At 51.9% G+C, this 15,854-nt stretch carries 16 protein-coding genes and 1 pseudogene; 10 read left to right on the top strand and 7 right to left on the bottom strand.

From position 1 onward, the window contains the following. Positions 1-29 precede the first annotated feature (29 nt). The gene (locus JQ822_RS07100; protein WP_213132851.1) at positions 30-716 is read left to right on the top strand and encodes a GntR family transcriptional regulator; all 687 of its coding nucleotides are present in this window, start codon (positions 30-32) and stop codon (positions 714-716) included. Between the two features lie 193 nt (positions 717-909). Then, positions 910-1,113: a putative selenium delivery protein YdfZ gene (ydfZ, locus tag JQ822_RS07105; protein WP_096757090.1), complete on the top strand. Its 204-nt coding sequence runs from the start codon at positions 910-912 to the stop codon at positions 1,111-1,113. Positions 1,114-1,189: 76 nt separating this feature from the next. Here the strand turns inward: ydfZ and JQ822_RS07110 are convergent, their stop codons facing one another. The 5 genes from JQ822_RS07110 to JQ822_RS07130 all read right to left on the bottom strand — a co-directional run bounded on the left by JQ822_RS07110 (position 1,190) and on the right by JQ822_RS07130 (position 6,939). Next, positions 1,190-2,656, bottom strand: a complete 1,467-nt coding sequence (locus JQ822_RS07110; RefSeq protein ID WP_213132852.1) for a mannitol dehydrogenase family protein — start codon at positions 2,654-2,656, stop codon at positions 1,190-1,192. A gap of 168 nt (positions 2,657-2,824) precedes the next feature. After that, complete coding sequence (locus tag JQ822_RS07115) at positions 2,825-4,204, bottom strand: MFS transporter (protein WP_213132853.1); 1,380 nt, start codon at positions 4,202-4,204, stop codon at positions 2,825-2,827. A gap of 53 nt (positions 4,205-4,257) precedes the next feature. After that, positions 4,258-5,277, bottom strand: coding sequence for a Zn-dependent oxidoreductase (locus JQ822_RS07120; RefSeq protein WP_213132854.1), 1,020 nt, complete (start codon positions 5,275-5,277; stop codon positions 4,258-4,260). Between the two features lie 13 nt (positions 5,278-5,290). Then, positions 5,291-6,505, bottom strand: coding sequence for a starvation-sensing protein RspA (gene rspA / locus JQ822_RS07125; protein ID WP_213132855.1), 1,215 nt, complete (start codon positions 6,503-6,505; stop codon positions 5,291-5,293). 107 nt (positions 6,506-6,612) lie between these two features. Further along, on the bottom strand, positions 6,613-6,939 hold the full coding sequence (locus tag JQ822_RS07130; RefSeq protein WP_213132856.1) for a YnfA family protein: 327 nt from the start codon (positions 6,937-6,939) through the stop codon (positions 6,613-6,615). A 153-nt stretch (positions 6,940-7,092) separates the two neighbouring features. Here JQ822_RS07130 and JQ822_RS07135 point away from each other — a divergent pair, with 153 nt between their 5' ends. Beyond that, positions 7,093-7,434 (top strand): DUF1283 family protein, encoded by a 342-nt coding sequence (locus tag JQ822_RS07135; protein ID WP_213132857.1) that lies wholly within the window; start codon positions 7,093-7,095, stop codon positions 7,432-7,434. A gap of 37 nt (positions 7,435-7,471) precedes the next feature. Then, entirely contained in the window at positions 7,472-8,032 is a 561-nt protein-coding gene (gene speG, locus JQ822_RS07140) for a spermidine N1-acetyltransferase (RefSeq protein WP_213132858.1), read from the top strand. Positions 8,033-8,037: 5 nt separating this feature from the next. On the opposite strand, the gene JQ822_RS07145 is transcribed toward speG, so the two are convergent. Beyond that, on the bottom strand, positions 8,038-8,748 hold the full coding sequence (locus tag JQ822_RS07145; protein ID WP_342344230.1) for a YnfC family lipoprotein: 711 nt from the start codon (positions 8,746-8,748) through the stop codon (positions 8,038-8,040). 103 nt (positions 8,749-8,851) lie between these two features. On the opposite strand from JQ822_RS07145, the gene JQ822_RS07150 reads away from it, so the two are divergent. The 6 genes and pseudogenes from JQ822_RS07150 to clcB all read left to right on the top strand — a co-directional run bounded on the left by JQ822_RS07150 (position 8,852) and on the right by clcB (position 15,160). Beyond that, entirely contained in the window at positions 8,852-9,160 is a 309-nt protein-coding gene (locus JQ822_RS07150; protein ID WP_213132860.1) for a DUF1161 domain-containing protein, read from the top strand. A gap of 331 nt (positions 9,161-9,491) precedes the next feature. Continuing rightward, positions 9,492-11,730, top strand: a pseudogene (locus JQ822_RS07155) (DMSO/selenate family reductase complex A subunit). Positions 11,731-11,740: 10 nt separating this feature from the next. Beyond that, positions 11,741-12,358 (top strand): DMSO/selenate family reductase complex B subunit, encoded by a 618-nt coding sequence (locus JQ822_RS07160; RefSeq protein WP_213132861.1) that lies wholly within the window; start codon positions 11,741-11,743, stop codon positions 12,356-12,358. Position 12,359: 1 nt separating this feature from the next. Beyond that, complete coding sequence (locus JQ822_RS07165) at positions 12,360-13,214, top strand: dimethyl sulfoxide reductase anchor subunit family protein (RefSeq protein ID WP_213132862.1); 855 nt, start codon at positions 12,360-12,362, stop codon at positions 13,212-13,214. Between the two features lie 42 nt (positions 13,215-13,256). Further along, a complete protein-coding gene (dmsD, locus tag JQ822_RS07170; RefSeq protein ID WP_213132863.1) occupies positions 13,257-13,871 on the top strand; it encodes a Tat proofreading chaperone DmsD in 615 nt (204 codons plus the stop codon). Next, positions 13,871-15,160: a voltage-gated ClC-type chloride channel ClcB gene (gene clcB / locus JQ822_RS07175; protein ID WP_213132864.1), complete on the top strand. Its 1,290-nt coding sequence runs from the start codon at positions 13,871-13,873 to the stop codon at positions 15,158-15,160. Before dmsD ends, clcB begins: the two co-directional genes overlap by 1 nt. On the opposite strand, the gene bioD is transcribed toward clcB, so the two are convergent. Beyond that, the gene (gene bioD, locus JQ822_RS07180) at positions 15,116-15,811 is read right to left on the bottom strand and encodes a dethiobiotin synthase (protein ID WP_213132865.1); all 696 of its coding nucleotides are present in this window, start codon (positions 15,809-15,811) and stop codon (positions 15,116-15,118) included. The two genes, clcB and bioD, sit on opposite strands and share 45 nt — an antisense overlap. Between the last annotated feature and the right edge of the window lie 43 nt (positions 15,812-15,854).

Raw genomic sequence — 15,854 nt, forward strand, 5'->3', positions numbered from 1 at the left:
CAGGTTAACTCTCTAAAAAGTAAGAATGAATGACCGTAGAAACGCAGCTCAACCCTACACAGCCGGTTAATCAGCAGATTTACCGCATTCTTCGTCGCGACATCGTGCAGTGCCTGATTGCGCCCGGCACGCCGCTTTCGGAGAAAGAGGTTTCCGTCCGCTTTAATGTGTCACGCCAGCCGGTACGCGAAGCATTCATCAAACTGGCGGAAAACGGCCTGATTCAGATCCGCCCGCAGCGTGGCAGCTATGTGAACAAGATTTCGTTGTCGCAGGTGCAAAATGGTTGTTTTGTTCGCCAGGCCATTGAATGCGCCGTCGCCCGTCGCGCCGCGTCGATGATCACTGACAACCAGTGTTACCAGCTCGAACAGAATTTGCATCAGCAGCGCATTGCCATTGAGCGTAAACAGATTAACGATTTTTTCCAGCTGGACGATGAGTTTCACCAGAAACTGGCGTTAATTGCCGATTGCCAGCTCGCATGGGACACCGTTGAGAATATTAAGGCAACCATCGACCGCGTTCGCTATATGAGTCTCGACCACATCTCCCCACCGGAAATGCTCCTTCGTCAGCATCACGACATTTTTTCCGCGCTGGAGAAACATGACAGCGATGCCGTAGAGCGCGCGATGATGCTGCACCTGCAGGAAATCGGTGAGTCCGTTCAGTTGATTCGCCAGGAAAATAGCGACTGGTTTAGCGAAGATTAATCCCTCCCCCTCACCTCGTTTTGGGGTGAGTTTATGCGTCCTTTTATCCCCCCTTCAGATCCGTCCAAAAAAAGCTGTGATTTTGATCTAAAACAAAAAAATTCTTTAGCGAGAAGCGTATTTATATTGCGCCCGTTACGTGGGACTCAAAAGCCCACGGGCTTTGACGGTAAGTTGGAGAGGAGAAACCACCATGAAAACATACGATCGTAACCGTAACGCAATCACCACCGGCAGCCGTGTCATGATCAGCGACACTGGCATCACAGGCCGCATCAAGGCTATTGATTCCGATGGCCTGACCGCAGAGCAAATTCGCCGCGGGAAAACAGTGGAAATCGAGGGTTGTGAAGGCAAGTATGCCCCTCTCGAATTGATTCGTCTGGGTATGAACTGATTGGTGTGAGTGTCAGCAAATAACGCGCCATCTGGCTGTAGTCTTAGCCGGATGGCGACATAATCGTTTTACTCCGTTACTTCAATTTCGCAGCATACTTCGCCACCGTCGCCTTCGCCCCTTCCGCCAGCAACGCAAGATATGCTTCGGTGACGTTGGTTCTGAACAACTCAACCAGCGGCAGTTCGCGACCAAAAATAGCATCGATTTCCAGCAGAGCCTGAACGCGCTCTTCACCTTCTTTACTGCTCTGCACCGCGTTCTGGATAACCGGCAACAGCGGATCGCTAATCTCAATCGCCTCGCCCTGTTCATCCACACCACCAACGTAACGCATCCAGCCTGCCACGCCCAGCGCGAGCAGATCGAAACGGCTGCCGTGCGCAATGTGCCAGCGCACCGAATCGAGCATACGCTGCGGGAGTTTTTGGCTGCCGTCCATCGCAATCTGCCAGGTACGGTGACGCAGCGCCGGGTTACTGTAACGCTCAATTAACCGAGCGGCATACTGCTGTAAATCAACGCCTTTTACTTTCAGCGTTGGGGCCTGCTCCTGCAACATTAGCGCGCGGGCTGCACAACGGTAATTGTCGTCGACCATACAATCATTAATGTGCTGATATCCTGCCAGATAGCCAAGATACGCGAGGAAAGAGTGACTGCCGTTAAGCATACGCAGTTTCATTTCCTCGAACGGAATCACATCGGCCACCAGCTCAGCCCCTGCCTTTTCCCATTGCGGGCGACCGGCAACAAAGTTGTCTTCGATAACCCATTGACGGAACGGTTCACATGCCACGCCCGCCGGATCGCGTACGCCGGTGAGCTGTTCAATTTTATCCAACGTATCTGGCGTTACCGCAGGGACAATACGATCGACCATGGTCGACGGGAATGTCACATGACGTTCGATCCACTCTGCCAGCTCAGCGTCCACTGCGCGCGCGTAAGCAGTAACCACGTTACGCATGACATGACCGTTTTCAGGCATGTTGTCGCAGGACATCACGGTAAATGCGGCCAGGCCGGCTGCTTTGCGGCGTGAAAGCGCTTCAACGATGACGCCCGGCGCAGATTTCGGCTGATGTGGATTTTGCAGGTCGGCAGCGATCATCGGACTTTCCAGCATCAGTTGCCCGGTCGCCGGAGAGTGGCAATACCCTTTCTCGGTAATGGTGAGGGAAACGATAGCCACCTGCGGTTCACACAGAGCCGCAAAAATGGTCTCAAGACCATCAACCTCTGCATGCAGCGCGTTTTTAACTACACCAACCACTCTCGCCGTCCAGGCATCTGCCGACATTTCTGCGACGGTATACAGATTATCCTGTTGTTTCAGATCGGCAATTTGCTGCTCGCCGCCAATCAGGTTAACTTCACAGTAACCCCAGTCACTGTTGTGTTCAGCGGCCAGGATATCAGCGTAAACACCCTGATGCGCGCGGTGAAACGCACCAAATCCCAGATGAACAATGCGCGTGACCAGTTTGGTACGATCGTAGCCAGGAAGTGCAGCCCTGGCAGCTAAGAGCTTGTTTTGCATGGTATGACCTACTTATCAATGAAATCAGGACCGTCTCAGAGTAACGCCTGTATGGTTGTATGTTTTGATATACATTAAGCTTTTTAGTATTGGTATGACATCATTTGAAGTTATGTGACAGCATGATCGAGACATTGCCGTTTCATCTCGACCATACCGCTTAACCCATTAACTTGCCTGAGTGACCCCGGCACGCACCTTCTTGGTTTGACTCACTTCTGCTGCATCTTCCAGAACGCTCAAATCGCGATCTTTTACTTCAGGCATCAGGAGAGCTGAAACTAATCCGATCAGTGAGTAGATGATGACCATCACCAGAATAGGCCACCAGGAATTGGTCATGTTGCAGAAAATACCAGCTAACACAGGACCAAAACCGACGGCGACTAACCCGCCTGCTTCTTTTGAAATCGCCATACGCGTAAATCGATTACGTGCGCCGAACATTTCGGCCATGGTGATGTTTTCAAGGGCAAACAATCCCAGCACCGCAAAGTTATGGATCACAATCAGCGCGGTCATGATAACGCCCGGACTATACGAATTATCAACCACAATAGACAGCATTGGGTATGCCAGAATTATTGCTGATATATTCAGGATAATATACGGCAAGCGGCGACCATATTTATCTGATAACCACCCCAGAAGCGGTATTGTAATAAATCCAATGACAGAACTTATCATCAACGCATCGGTAGGTATCGATTTATTAAATAACAACGTCTGGACCAGATAGCCGGCAAGGAATGTCTGAATTAAACCTGAATTACCCGCCTGACCAAAGCGTAATCCGGTTGCCAGCCAGAAAGATTTACTGGTAAACATCGCCCCCAGCGTATTCTCTGATGGGTCATTTAATGCAGGTGCATTTTCCCCGTTATTTACTTTCTCAAATACCGGGCTTTCTTTGAGGTTCATTCGCAACCAGATGGCAAAAATCATCACCACCACGCTTGCCAGGAATGGAATACGCCAACCCCAGGCTAACAACTCCTCACGATCAAGCGCAAAGAACATCACCGCCCAGATAGCCGTTGCGCTGAGCGTACCGCAGTTTGTTCCCATCGCCACCAGGGAGGAAATAATGCCACGCTTTCCTTTTGGTGCGTACTCTGCAAGCATGGTTCCCGCGCCAGAAATTTCAGCACCGGCCCCCAAGCCCTGCACGATACGCAGCGTCACCAGCAACACTGGCGCAAAGATACCAATTTGTGCATAGGTCGGCAGTACGCCAATTAGCGTTGTGCAGATCCCCATCATGGTGATGGTAATAAACAGCACCTTTTTACGTCCGATGCTGTCACCCATTTTACCGAATATAAATGCCCCAACAATACGAGCAATATAACCGGCACCGTATGTACCCATCGCTAAAATGAGCGCCATCGCGGCCGATTGTTCCGGAAAAAATATCTCATGAAATACCAGCGCGGCCCCCAGAGAATATAACTGGAAGTCCATAAATTCGAGAGCTGTACCTAACCATCCTGAAATGGCGGCTCTCATCAGATCTTTCGTTGACCTTTCGTGTTTTTCTTGATTCATATTGGCTATCTCTAAGAGGTAAGATGCGTACCACTTACTCGCAGTAATTAATATTATTCAGCGAATGTAAGTAAAACTTTGCAACAGTGCTGCTGATCTTTCTCAAACAATTCGATTGCGTCTGTAACGTGGTGATAGTCAAAAGTGTGTGTAATAAGTTTATTCGGATCGATAAGTCCTTTAACCAGCCAATCAATGACTACCGGGAATTTATTCGCATTTAACCGCGACGAATAAATTGAAAGCTCTTTCCCTGTAATGCCCTGCTGCACAATCTGGCAAGGATCGCTGGAGAATCCCATCAAAACAATCCGCGCGGCCGGTGATGCCAGCGTAATAGCCTCCTGTAATATGGATGGATGACAAGCGGCATCCACGATAATTGTGGGTTTTAACCCTTTCTCAGTCAGAAAATCCTGGAGTGATTGCTGGCCATTATTAATGGTCCAGTCGGCGCCACACTGTTTGGCCATGGCCAGACGTTCTTCGATCCTGTCGGCAATAACCACCGTTTTCACGTTATAGACACGTTTAAGCGCCTGAACGGTCGTCAGTCCCATCGGTCCTGCACCGTAAATCAGCGCGATGTCGTTTTCTGTTGGTTTGACTTGCCCGGTCACGTTCGCCGCAATAGTGAAAGGCTCAACCATAACGGCATGCTCATCTTTCACTGAATCCGGGATCAGCCAGGCATTTTTTGCCGGTACAACGGCAAACTCGCTAAAACCGCCATCACGATGAACCCCAAGTACCACCAACGATGTGCATACGTTAGGTTTGCCTATTGAACAGGGATAGCAGTGTCCGCAGCTGATCACCGGATCAACAGACACTCTCTCACCCAAACGTGCGCTATCGACACCCTCACCTACCGCATCAATAACGCCGAAAAACTCGTGGCCGATTACCCGTGGATATTTTGCGAACGGATTATGCCCACGATAAATATGGCTATCAGAGCCACAAATTCCCGCCAGCTTTACCTTTACCCTAACTTCACCAGCAGCTGGTGTCGGAATTGCTCGCTCTTCAATAACCAGCGTATTCGCTTTTTCAATCACAATACTTTTCATAGCAAACCACTCCTTACCAGTTCCACAAGGTGCCATCTTCCAGGCGTGCGACGGGCAGATAAGCCGGATCGTACGGATATTTCGCCGCAAGTTTTTCGTCGAACTCGATGCCCAGACCCGGTTTGTCGCCAGGGTGCATATAGCCGTTATCGAACGTCCAGTTATGCGGGAATACTTCCAGCATCTGCTCGGAGTAGCCCATATATTCCTGTACGCCAAAATTCGGTACCCACAGGTCAAAATGGAGCGCGGCAGCCATGCAGACCGGTGAAAGATCGGAAGGTCCGTGAGAGCCGGTACGCACCTGGTACAGCGACGCAAAATCAGCAATGCGGCGCATGCCGGTGATACCGCCCGCATGGGTAATGGTGGTGCGGATATAGTCGATCAGCTGTTCTTCGATCAGCTGTTTGCAATCCCAGATACTGTTAAAGACTTCCCCTACCGCAATCGGTGTTACCGTGTGCTGGCGAATCAGTCGGAAGCACTCCTGGTTTTCAGCTGGGGTCGGATCTTCCATCCAGAACAGACGATACTCTTCAATGCTTTTGCCAAAACGCGCCGCTTCAATTGGCGTCAGGCGATGGTGCATGTCATGGAGCAGGTGTTCGTTGAAGCCGAATTTGTTACGGACAGCGTCAAACAACTGCGGGGTGAAATCGAGGTATTTTTCCGTCGACCACAGCTGCTCTTCCGGCCACTGTCCTTTGGTCGCAGGCTCATAGGCCAGGCCTTTGCCTTTCGACATCCCGTAAGTCGTTTTCATACCCGGTACGCCGCACTGGACGCGAATCGCTTTAAAACCCATCTCCTGATGACGCGCATAGTCTTCCAGCACATCATCAATGGTGCGACCGGTGGTGTGACAGTAAACCATCACTCCTTCGCGGGATGCGCCGCCCAGCAGCTGATACAGCGGCATATTTGCGGCTTTCGCTTTGATATCCCACAGCGCCATATCGACGGCGGAAATCGCCGACATAGTGACGGGGCCACGACGCCAGTACGCGCCTTTGTAGAAGAACTGCCAGATATCCTCGATGCGGTGTGCGTCGCGACCAATAAGCTGAGGACACACATGATCTTTCAGATAGGACGCAACGGATAACTCACGTCCGTTTAGCGTGGCGTCCCCTAAGCCCGTGATCCCGTCCTCGGTGGTAATTTTCAGCGTAACGAAATTACGCCCCGGACAGGTGACAAAAACTTCAGCCCCTACAATCTTCATGCTTTATTCCTTACATCTCTTTGTCTGATGCAGGAAATTTACCCAACTGAGCTACTACCATACAAGTATAATGATCGTAAAAACGCTAGCCGATCACAAAAAAGGCGCTATGCGCGCCCCCATCCAGCCACGATAATTAGCATCCCGCACAGCGCGACCAACGCCCCAGACCAGTCGTACAGGCTTAGTTTTACGCCATCAACAATGCGCAGCCACATCAGGGCCGTCACCACATATACACCGCCATACGCCGCGTACACGCGACCGCTCGCGGCAGGATGCAGCGTCAGCAGCCAGACAAATAAGGCCAGTGACACTCCAGCTGGGAGAATCAACCAGGCCGTTGCGCCTCGCTTTAACCAGAGCCAGGGCAAAAAGCAGCCGATGATTTCGCACAGCGCCGTAACGAAAAAAAGCAAGGTAGTTTTAAGCATGGATAATATTCAGTGATGTTCGGTTTAAGCATGATACGACAGAATGCGGTCAGTTTATCCATATCCGCCGGGCGGGTATGACCCGGAGCAGGAATGGTGTAGAATTTAACCCTGTTTTATCGTTTTTTGCCTTTCTCATAAAAGGAATTCGCCATGAACAACACACTGAGCAAACGCCTGTGCCTGACGGCCATGCTTACGCTGGCGGCGGTGGTATACACCTCTTCCGCATTTGCTGAAACCAGCAAGCTGGTCATTGAGTCCGGAGACAGCGCCCAAAGTCGTCAACAGGCTGCAATGGAAAAGGAACAGTGGAACGATACGCGTAATTTGCGCCATAAAGTTAATACGCGCACAGAGAAAGAGTGGGACAAAGCCGACGCGGCTTTTGACAGCCGTGATAAGTGCGAGCAGAGCGCCAACATTAATGCCTACTGGGAACCAAACACCCTGCGCTGCCTTGACCGCCGCACCGGACGTACCGTCGCGCCATAATTTTTGTGCTCAATAAAGGAACTTGAAAGGATACGATATGACAAGCGCCCTCAGTGTTAAGCTACGCCCGCTGGAGCGTGAAGATTTACGGTTTGTTCATCAGCTTGATAACAACGCCAGCGTGATGCGTTACTGGTTCGAAGAACCGTACGAAGCGTTCGTTGAACTGTCAGATCTGTATGACAAGCATATTCATGACCAAAGCGAACGCCGCTTTGTGGTGGAATGCAACGGTGAAAAAGCCGGTCTGGTGGAACTGGTAGAGATCAACCATGTGCACCGCCGGGCTGAATTTCAGATCATAATTTCGCCGGATTTCCAGGGTAAAGGCCTTGCCACGCGAGCGGCAAAGCTGGCAATGGATTACGGCTTCACCGTACTCAACTTATATAAGCTGTATCTGATCGTCGATAAAGAAAACGAAAAGGCCATTCACATCTACCGCAAACTCGGTTTTATGGTAGAAGGCGAACTGATTCATGAGTTCTTTATTAACGGACAGTACCGCAACACCATCCGCATGTGTATCTTCCAGCATCAGTATCTGGCGGAACATAAAGTCCCGGGAACTAACCTGCTACAGCCTACGGCGCAGTAAGGCTGTTAATAGTAATCAATGGTGTTTTTAATCGTGTAATGGTGTTCAACTGCCGGCTTCACGCTTTCATCAACAATGACAAGCTGGCAGTTGAGCGGGTTCGCATGGTTATCGTATTCACACGTTTGCGTAACGTTCCCCAACGAACGATCGTTCAACAGGCTCTCTGCCGTATAATCCAGTTTTTTCAGCGGATCGGTAGAAGGTTTCGCTTTAACTCGTAACGTATTGTCTTTACTGACGGTGGTTTTCCCCAACGGGTAACCCTCTGCGTCGTACCGGTACTGCACCTTCATTTCTTTACCCGTTGCCGAAACAACGAAGCCATTATCGTCGGTGTCCCACACTACCCCGGCAGCAGGTAATTCCGCCAGCTGGCATTTCCCCTGTAAACGGATCTTTTTTTCCAGCGTCCCGGCATCCAGGTAATAGTTGGCATCCAGCACTAATGCCATTCCGCTATTGTTCTCAACATCGTGCAGTTCCAGGGTATCAAAACAGCCTTCCTGCGAGAGAGTGCCGTTCACGCGCTTGGTCACTTCACCTTTATCATTCAGCAACGTCTGGCTGAAATCCTTCACCGGTCCACGCAGGGGATCAAAATCGAATTCATTGGAGAAACTGGCCATTTCCGGCGTAAAGGAAGCCAGTTCTTTGCCGTTATCACACCCGACTAACACAACGCACAGGAAACCTAACAGGGTCTGTTTCTTCACATTTTTCACCGGCATAAGGAGATAATTCTCAATCATATTAGCAAATACAGTTATTTACACCAGAAATGCTAATCTTAGATTATGTCTGTCATGAAAGGAGTTGATGATGAAATACATAACAGGAATTGCCGCGAGTTTATTGATAGCTGCCTCTCCACAGGTTCTGGCCGCGCCAGAATCATGCGAGCGCGTTAAGAGCGATATTGAACAACGCATTATTAATAATGGGGTTGCGGAATCCAGCTTCACGTTAAGTATCGTGCCTAACGACCAGGCCGATCAGCCAGATTCTCTGGTTGTGGGACATTGTGCCAACGACACGCATAAGATCCTTTACGCTCGTACCAGCAGCGGTAACGCCCCCGCCAATAGCACACCTTCTCAAGACGGCCACCCCGCCGAACCGCAATAAATCTCGCCCTCCGTTCGCGGAGGGTCACTCCTGTTTGATATGCATTAATATGACGTACTCATAACGAGGTAAACTCACTTCATCATTAGCATGCTATTAATTTCGATATAGAAATTAATATATAGCGATAACTATAATGGAGTGAGTTATGTCTGAAGTGGAGCAATATGGAGGTATTAGCCGCAGGACGTTAGTTAAATCCTCGGCAATCGGTACGCTGGCGCTGGCCGCAGGCGGTTTTTCATTGCCTTTTGGCGTGCGTAGCGCTGCTGCTGCGGTACAGGAATCAATACAATCCGCTGAAGAAAAGGCCGTCTGGAGTTCCTGTACTGTGAACTGTGGAAGCCGTTGCCTTTTACGTCTGCACGTAAAAGATGATGCCGTTTACTGGGTTGAGTCCGACACGACGGGAGAGGATATCTACGGTAACCATCAGGTTCGCGCCTGCCTGCGAGGGCGATCTATTCGTCGACGCATGAATCATCCGGATCGCCTTAAATATCCAATGAAACGCGTAGGCAAACGTGGAGAAGGCAAGTTCGAGCGTATCACCTGGGATGAAGCGCTGGACACCATTGGTGGGAATTTGAAGCGTATTTTGCATGACTACGGTAATGAAGCTGTGCACGTACTGTATGGTACCGGCGTGGATGGTGGGAATATTCTCCAACGTCCCCTACCGTCTTATGAACGCCTGCGGCGGTTACCTGAGCCGTTATGGCAGTTACAGTACCGCGCAAATTAGCGCCGCCATGGGCTATATGTTTGGTGCTAACGACGGAAACAGCCCTGACGACATCGCCAATACAAAACTGGTCGTAATGTTCGGTAATAACCCTGCCGAAACGCGTATGAGCGGCGGCGGTGTGACGTATTATGTCGAACAAGCGCGCGAACGTTCTAACGCCCGGATGATTGTTATTGATCCTCGTTATAATGATACCGCCGCCGGTCGTGAAGATGAATGGCTTCCTATTCGCCCCGGAACCGACGCTGCGCTGGCCGCCGCAATTGCCTGGGTGCTAATCACAGAAGATCTGATTGATAAACCTTTCCTTGATAAATATTGCGTCGGCTACGACGAAACCACGCTACCCACCAGCGCACCGCGTAATGCGCACTACAAAGCCTATATTTTAGGCGAAGGTCCAGACGGCATTGCAAAAACACCGGAATGGGCATCGCGCATCACCAGTATCCCGGCACAGAAAATCATCCAGTTGGCACGTGAAATTGGACAGGCTAAACCGGCTTATATCTGCCAGGGCTGGGGGCCACAGCGCCACTCCAACGGCGAGCAGACCGCACGCGCGATTGCTATGCTCTCAGTATTGACGGGGAACGTCGGTGTCAACGGCGGTAACTCAGGCATGCGTGAAGGAACCTGGGATCTCGGCGTGGAGTGGTTCTCGATGCTTGAGAATCCAGTTAAAACGCAGATCTCAGTCTTTACCTGGACCGATGCCATTGATCACGGAGCAGACATGACCGCCACCCGTGACGGGGTTCGCGGTAAAGATAAACTGGACGTTCCTATCAAGTTTATCTGGTGCTACGCCAGTAACACTCTCGTTAATCAGCATGGCAATATCGCTCATACTCATGAAGTCTTACAGGACGACAGCAAGTGTGAAATGATCGTCGGCATTGAGCACTTTATGACGGCCTCAGCGAAATATTGCGACATCCTGCTGCCGGATCTGATGCCAACCGAACAGGAAGATCTGATCTCGCATGAGTCCGCCGGGAACATGGGCTACGTCATTCTCGGTCAACCTGCCACTTCGCCTAAATTTGAACGCAAGCCTATCTACTGGACGCTTAGCGAAGTCGCTAAACGTCTTGGCCCGGATGTATATCAAAAATTCACCGAAGGCCGCACCCAGCATGAATGGGTCAAATATCTGCATACAAAAACCAAAGAACGTAACCCGGAAATGCCCGATTACGACGAGATGAAAACTACCGGTATTTTCAAGAAAAAATGCCCGGAAGAACATTATGTCGCCTTCCGTTCATTCCGCGAAAATCCTGCGTCAAATCCGTTGAAAACGCCTTCAGGAAAAATTGAGATCTACTCCGAGCGATTAGCAACCATTGCCGACACGTGGGACCTGAAGGATGATGAAATCGTTCATCCACTGCCTGCTTATGCGCCTGGCTTCGACGGCTGGGACGATCCCAAACGCAAAACATACCCGCTACAGCTTACCGGCTTCCACTATAAAGCGAGAACCCACTCAAGCTACGGCAACATTGATGTTTTAAAACAGGCATGCCCGCAGGAAATCTGGATCAACCCCATCGATGCCACTACGCGTGGGATCCATCACGGCGATACGGTTCGGGTATTTAACGATAATGGTCAGATGCTGATCGCAGCGAAGGTTACACCGCGCATTTTGCCTGGCGTAACGGCCATCGGACAAGGCGCGTGGCTCAACGCCGATATGTTTGGCGACAAGATTGACCACGGTGGTTCCATCAACATTCTGACATCTCACCGTCCTTCTCCGTTAGCGAAGGGGAACCCATCCCACAGTAATCTCGTTCAGGTTGAAAAGGCGTAAGGTGTAACTCATGACCACTCAATACGGATTTTTTATCGATTCCGCCCGTTGTACCGGTTGCAAAACCTGCGAACTGGCCTGTAAAGACTATAAAGATTTAACCCCGGACGTAAGCTTTCGTCGCATTTATGAATACGCTGGTGGCGACTGGCAGGAAGAGAACGGCGTCTGGCAGCAAAATGTCTTCGCTTATTATCTCTCTATCTCTTGCAACCACTGCGAAGATCCGGCGTGCACCAAGGTGTGCCCAAGCGGTGCCATGCATAAACGTGAAGATGGTTTTGTCGTCGTTGATGAAGATGTGTGCATCGGCTGTCGCTATTGCCATATGGCCTGCCCGTACGGTGCCCCTCAGTACAATGCCGCTAAAGGACATATGACCAAATGCGATGGCTGCCACGACCGCGTCGCCGACGGTAAAAAGCCCATCTGCGTTGAGTCCTGCCCGTTACGCGCACTGGATTTTGGCCCGATTGATGAGCTGCGCAAAAAACACGGTACGTTGGCGGCGGTGGCCCCACTACCGGGCGCGCACTTCACCAAACCGAATATTGTGATTAAACCTAACGCCAATAGCCGTCCAACCGGAGATACCACCGGTTATCTGGCAAACCCAAGGGAGGTGTAAAATGGGCAATGGATGGCATGAATGGCCGCTGGTGCTGTTTACGGTACTGGGGCAATGCGTCGTCGGCGCGCTGATCGTAAGTGGTTATTGCTGGCTGACCGCTAAAGACGGTGTGGCAAAACAACGTATCGTGCGCAGCATGTTTTTTCTGTGGCTGGTGATGGGTATCGCCTTTCTCGCCTCGGTAATGCATTTGGGTTCGCCGCTGCGCGCCTTTAACTCGCTGAACAGAGTCGGCGCATCGGCACTGAGTAATGAAATTGCCAGTGGGTCGCTGTTTTTCGCCGTCGGTGGCATCTGGTGGCTGGTCGCTTTTCTCGGTAAAATGCCCGCAGCCCTGGGTAAAATCTGGCTGCTGGTGAGCATGATCCTCGGGGTCGTATTTATCTGGGCAATGACCCAGGTTTACCAGATAGATACCGTACCAACCTGGTACAATGGTTACACCACCGTGGCCTTTTTCATGACGGTGTTGCTGAGTGGCCCACTGTTCGCCGCCCTGCTGCTGCGTGCTGCGGGTGTTTCCTGTAGCACCGCCAGATTCGCCTACGTAAGCGTTCTGGCCCTGTTGGTTTGCGTTGGGGTTATCACCCTGCAGGGGATATCGCTCGGTGAAATCCACAGCTCAGTACAACAGGCGACGACGCTGGTGCCCGATTATGGCGGTCTGCAGGTCTGGCGCATCATCCTACTGGCTGCCGGTCTGGGTTGCTGGATTTGTCCACTGATCCGACGCAAAGAACCGCATGCTACAGGCCTGGCGCTTGGTTTAATTTTCGTGCTTGCTGGTGAAATCATCGGCCGCGGAGTGTTTTACGGTCTGCATATGACAGTCGGTATGGCTGTTGCAGGTTAACTCACGAGTGCGGGGAAACCCGCACTTTTCAGGATTGTTTGCATGACCTCTTTTTCTCAACGTGACAACTTTTCCACCGCAGCGCGCGTGCTGGGCGCGCTGTTTTACTATGCACCAGACAGCGCTGAAGCGGCCCCGCTTGTCGGTGCACTAACGGCCGATGGCTGGCAGGCGCAGTGGCCATTGCCTGAAGATGCCCTGTCCGGACTGGTCAGCCAGTTTCAGGCGCAAGCCGACGAATCGCTCTCAGAGGCATGGCAGCGTTTATTTATCGGCCCTTACGCACTGCCGTCTCCGCCATGGGGTTCGGTGTGGCTGGATCGTGAAAACGTCTTGTTTGGTGAGTCAACGCTGGCATTGCGTCAGTGGATGCGCGACAACGGTATCCAGTTCGACGTGCAGCAAAACGAACCCGAAGATCACTTTGGCTCTCTGTTGTTGTTAGCCGCCTGGCTTGCCGAAAACGGGCGTCACAACGTGTGCGAGCAGCTATTGGCCTGGCATCTGTTACCCTGGTCAGGCCGTTTCCTCGAGGTATTTATCGAGAAAGCCGATCATCCGTTTTACCAGGCCCTAGGCGAGCTGGCCCGCATGACGCTGGCGCACTGGCAGTCGCAGCTACTGATCCCTGTCGCCGTTAAGCCATTATTTCGTTAATGCATCATTTGCACGCGTATCCCGACCTGCGCGCTATGCTTCGCCGCCTGCTATTCGCCGCGTTAATCGGCATCCTGGCGGCGCTGGCGGTGGCTGGATTTCGCCACGCCATGTTGATCCTGGAATGGTTTTTCCTGAGCAACGACACCGGCAGTCTGGTCAATGCGGCTTCCAGCCTGTCTCCGCTACGACGCATGCTAACCCCTGCTCTCGGCGGGCTTGCGGCAGGATTACTACTGTGGGGCTGGCAGAAGTTTAACCGGCAACGTCCGCAGGCACCCACGGATTATATGGAAGCGCTGCAAACTGACGGGCAGTTTGATGTTAGCGCCAGTCTGGTAAAGTCGCTGGCGTCATTGCTGGTGGTCGCCAGCGGGAGCGCTATCGGACGTGAAGGCGCCATGATCTTACTGGCGGCGCTGGCTGCTTCCTGTTTTGCACAGCGCTTTACCCCACGCACGGAATGGAAGTTATGGATTGCCTGCGGTGCCGCCGCAGGCATGGCCGGCGCGTACCATGCGCCACTGGCGGGCAGCCTGTTTATTGCCGAAGTGCTGTTTGGCACGTTAATTCTGGCTTCGCTGGGACCAGTTGTCGTGTCCGCTGTTGTCGCCTTGCTCACTACCCATTTACTCAGTGACAGCAACGCGCTGCTCTATACCGTGCATCTGTCGCGAGACCTGCACGCGCTGGAATATTTAATGATCATCAGTACGGGCGTGGCGGCTGGCGTCTGTGGCCCCCTCTTTATGTGGTTGATGACCACCAGCCACAACGGTTTTTTACGTCTGAAACTCTCGCCCCCCTGGCAACTGGCGCTGGGAGGACTGATCGTCGGCACGCTGTCATTACTCACGCCAACCGTCTGGGGAAATGGTTACAGCGTGGTGCAGTCGTTTTTACTCTCTCCGCCGCTGCTGACGGTTATTAGTGGGATTTTTATCTGCAAATTACTGGCGGTTCTTGCCAGCAGCGGCTCCGGCGCGCCGGGCGGCGTATTCACGCCGACCCTGTTTGTCGGCCTGTCGATAGGTATGCTGTTTGGTCGCGTATGGGGGTTATGGCTTCCCGGTACGGATGAGATTGCGATTCTGCTGGGATTAACCGGGATGGCGACGCTGCTGGCGGCGACAACGCATGCGCCAATTATGTCGACGCTGATGGTTTGTGAAATGACCGGGGAGTATCGCCTGCTCCCCGGGCTGCTGATCGCCTGCGTAGTGGCTTCCGTACTGTCGCGGACGTTACGCCGTGACTCTATCTACCGACAGCACGCTGCCGAGCATTGACAGGCGAATATACTGAGACAACTCACGCTGCTCTGCGCGCGGCAGATAAGGTAGTTCACCGATCAGCGGTGCCGGTAATTTTTTGCCGAGCACATCGATGATTTCAGCATAATGCGCCAGACCTGGGTTAATGCGGTTAGCCACCCAACCAATCAGCGGCAGTCCGTCGCTGGCAATCGCCTGCGCAGTGAGGATTGCATGATTAATACAACCTTCCTGAATACCCACCACCATCAGCACGGGTAGCTGTTCCTGAACCACCCACTCCGACAACGGACGCAGATCGTTCATCAGGCTGCGCCAGCCGCCAGTACCTTCTACCACCACGTGATCGACTTTTTCGCTCAGGCTGGCGAGTCCGTTGGACAACAGGGTGTAGTTGATCGGGCCACTGTGCGCAACGCTGCTTTCGTCTTCGCTCAGTGCGATAGGATTGACTGCCTCATAAGGCAGTTCCAGGGAAGAAACGCTTTGCAGCACCAACGCATCTTTGTTACGCAAGCCTTCCGGCGTCTCTTTGCTGCCTTTGGCCACGGGTTTGTAACCCGCAACGCGTTTACCCCCTGACGCTAACGCTTGTAGTAATGCGCGGGAAACCACTGTCTTCCCAACAGAAGTGTCTGTACCTGTAATAAAGAAACGCTTCAGCATCACTAACTCCACCGTTATGCTTTGAAAATATAAGTCAGGAAAA

The sequence above is a fragment of the Citrobacter sp. FP75 genome, assembly GCF_018342065.1.
Lineage (GTDB): Bacteria > Pseudomonadota > Gammaproteobacteria > Enterobacterales > Enterobacteriaceae > Citrobacter.

Coding starts and splice junctions, on each gene's coding strand:
- JQ822_RS07100 (WP_213132851.1), top strand. CDS start 30: ATGACCGTAGAAACGCAGCTCAACCCTACACAGCCGGTTAATCAGCAG.
- ydfZ (WP_096757090.1), top strand. CDS start 910: ATGAAAACATACGATCGTAACCGTAACGCAATCACCACCGGCAGCCGT.
- JQ822_RS07110 (WP_213132852.1), bottom strand. CDS start 2,656: ATGCAAAACAAGCTCTTAGCTGCCAGGGCTGCACTTCCTGGCTACGAT.
- JQ822_RS07115 (WP_213132853.1), bottom strand. CDS start 4,204: ATGAATCAAGAAAAACACGAAAGGTCAACGAAAGATCTGATGAGAGCC.
- JQ822_RS07120 (WP_213132854.1), bottom strand. CDS start 5,277: ATGAAAAGTATTGTGATTGAAAAAGCGAATACGCTGGTTATTGAAGAG.
- rspA (WP_213132855.1), bottom strand. CDS start 6,505: ATGAAGATTGTAGGGGCTGAAGTTTTTGTCACCTGTCCGGGGCGTAAT.
- JQ822_RS07130 (WP_213132856.1), bottom strand. CDS start 6,939: ATGCTTAAAACTACCTTGCTTTTTTTCGTTACGGCGCTGTGCGAAATC.
- JQ822_RS07135 (WP_213132857.1), top strand. CDS start 7,093: ATGAACAACACACTGAGCAAACGCCTGTGCCTGACGGCCATGCTTACG.
- speG (WP_213132858.1), top strand. CDS start 7,472: ATGACAAGCGCCCTCAGTGTTAAGCTACGCCCGCTGGAGCGTGAAGAT.
- JQ822_RS07150 (WP_213132860.1), top strand. CDS start 8,852: ATGATGAAATACATAACAGGAATTGCCGCGAGTTTATTGATAGCTGCC.
- JQ822_RS07160 (WP_213132861.1), top strand. CDS start 11,741: ATGACCACTCAATACGGATTTTTTATCGATTCCGCCCGTTGTACCGGT.
- JQ822_RS07165 (WP_213132862.1), top strand. CDS start 12,360: ATGGGCAATGGATGGCATGAATGGCCGCTGGTGCTGTTTACGGTACTG.
- dmsD (WP_213132863.1), top strand. CDS start 13,257: ATGACCTCTTTTTCTCAACGTGACAACTTTTCCACCGCAGCGCGCGTG.
- clcB (WP_213132864.1), top strand. CDS start 13,871: ATGCATCATTTGCACGCGTATCCCGACCTGCGCGCTATGCTTCGCCGC.
- bioD (WP_213132865.1), bottom strand. CDS start 15,811: ATGCTGAAGCGTTTCTTTATTACAGGTACAGACACTTCTGTTGGGAAG.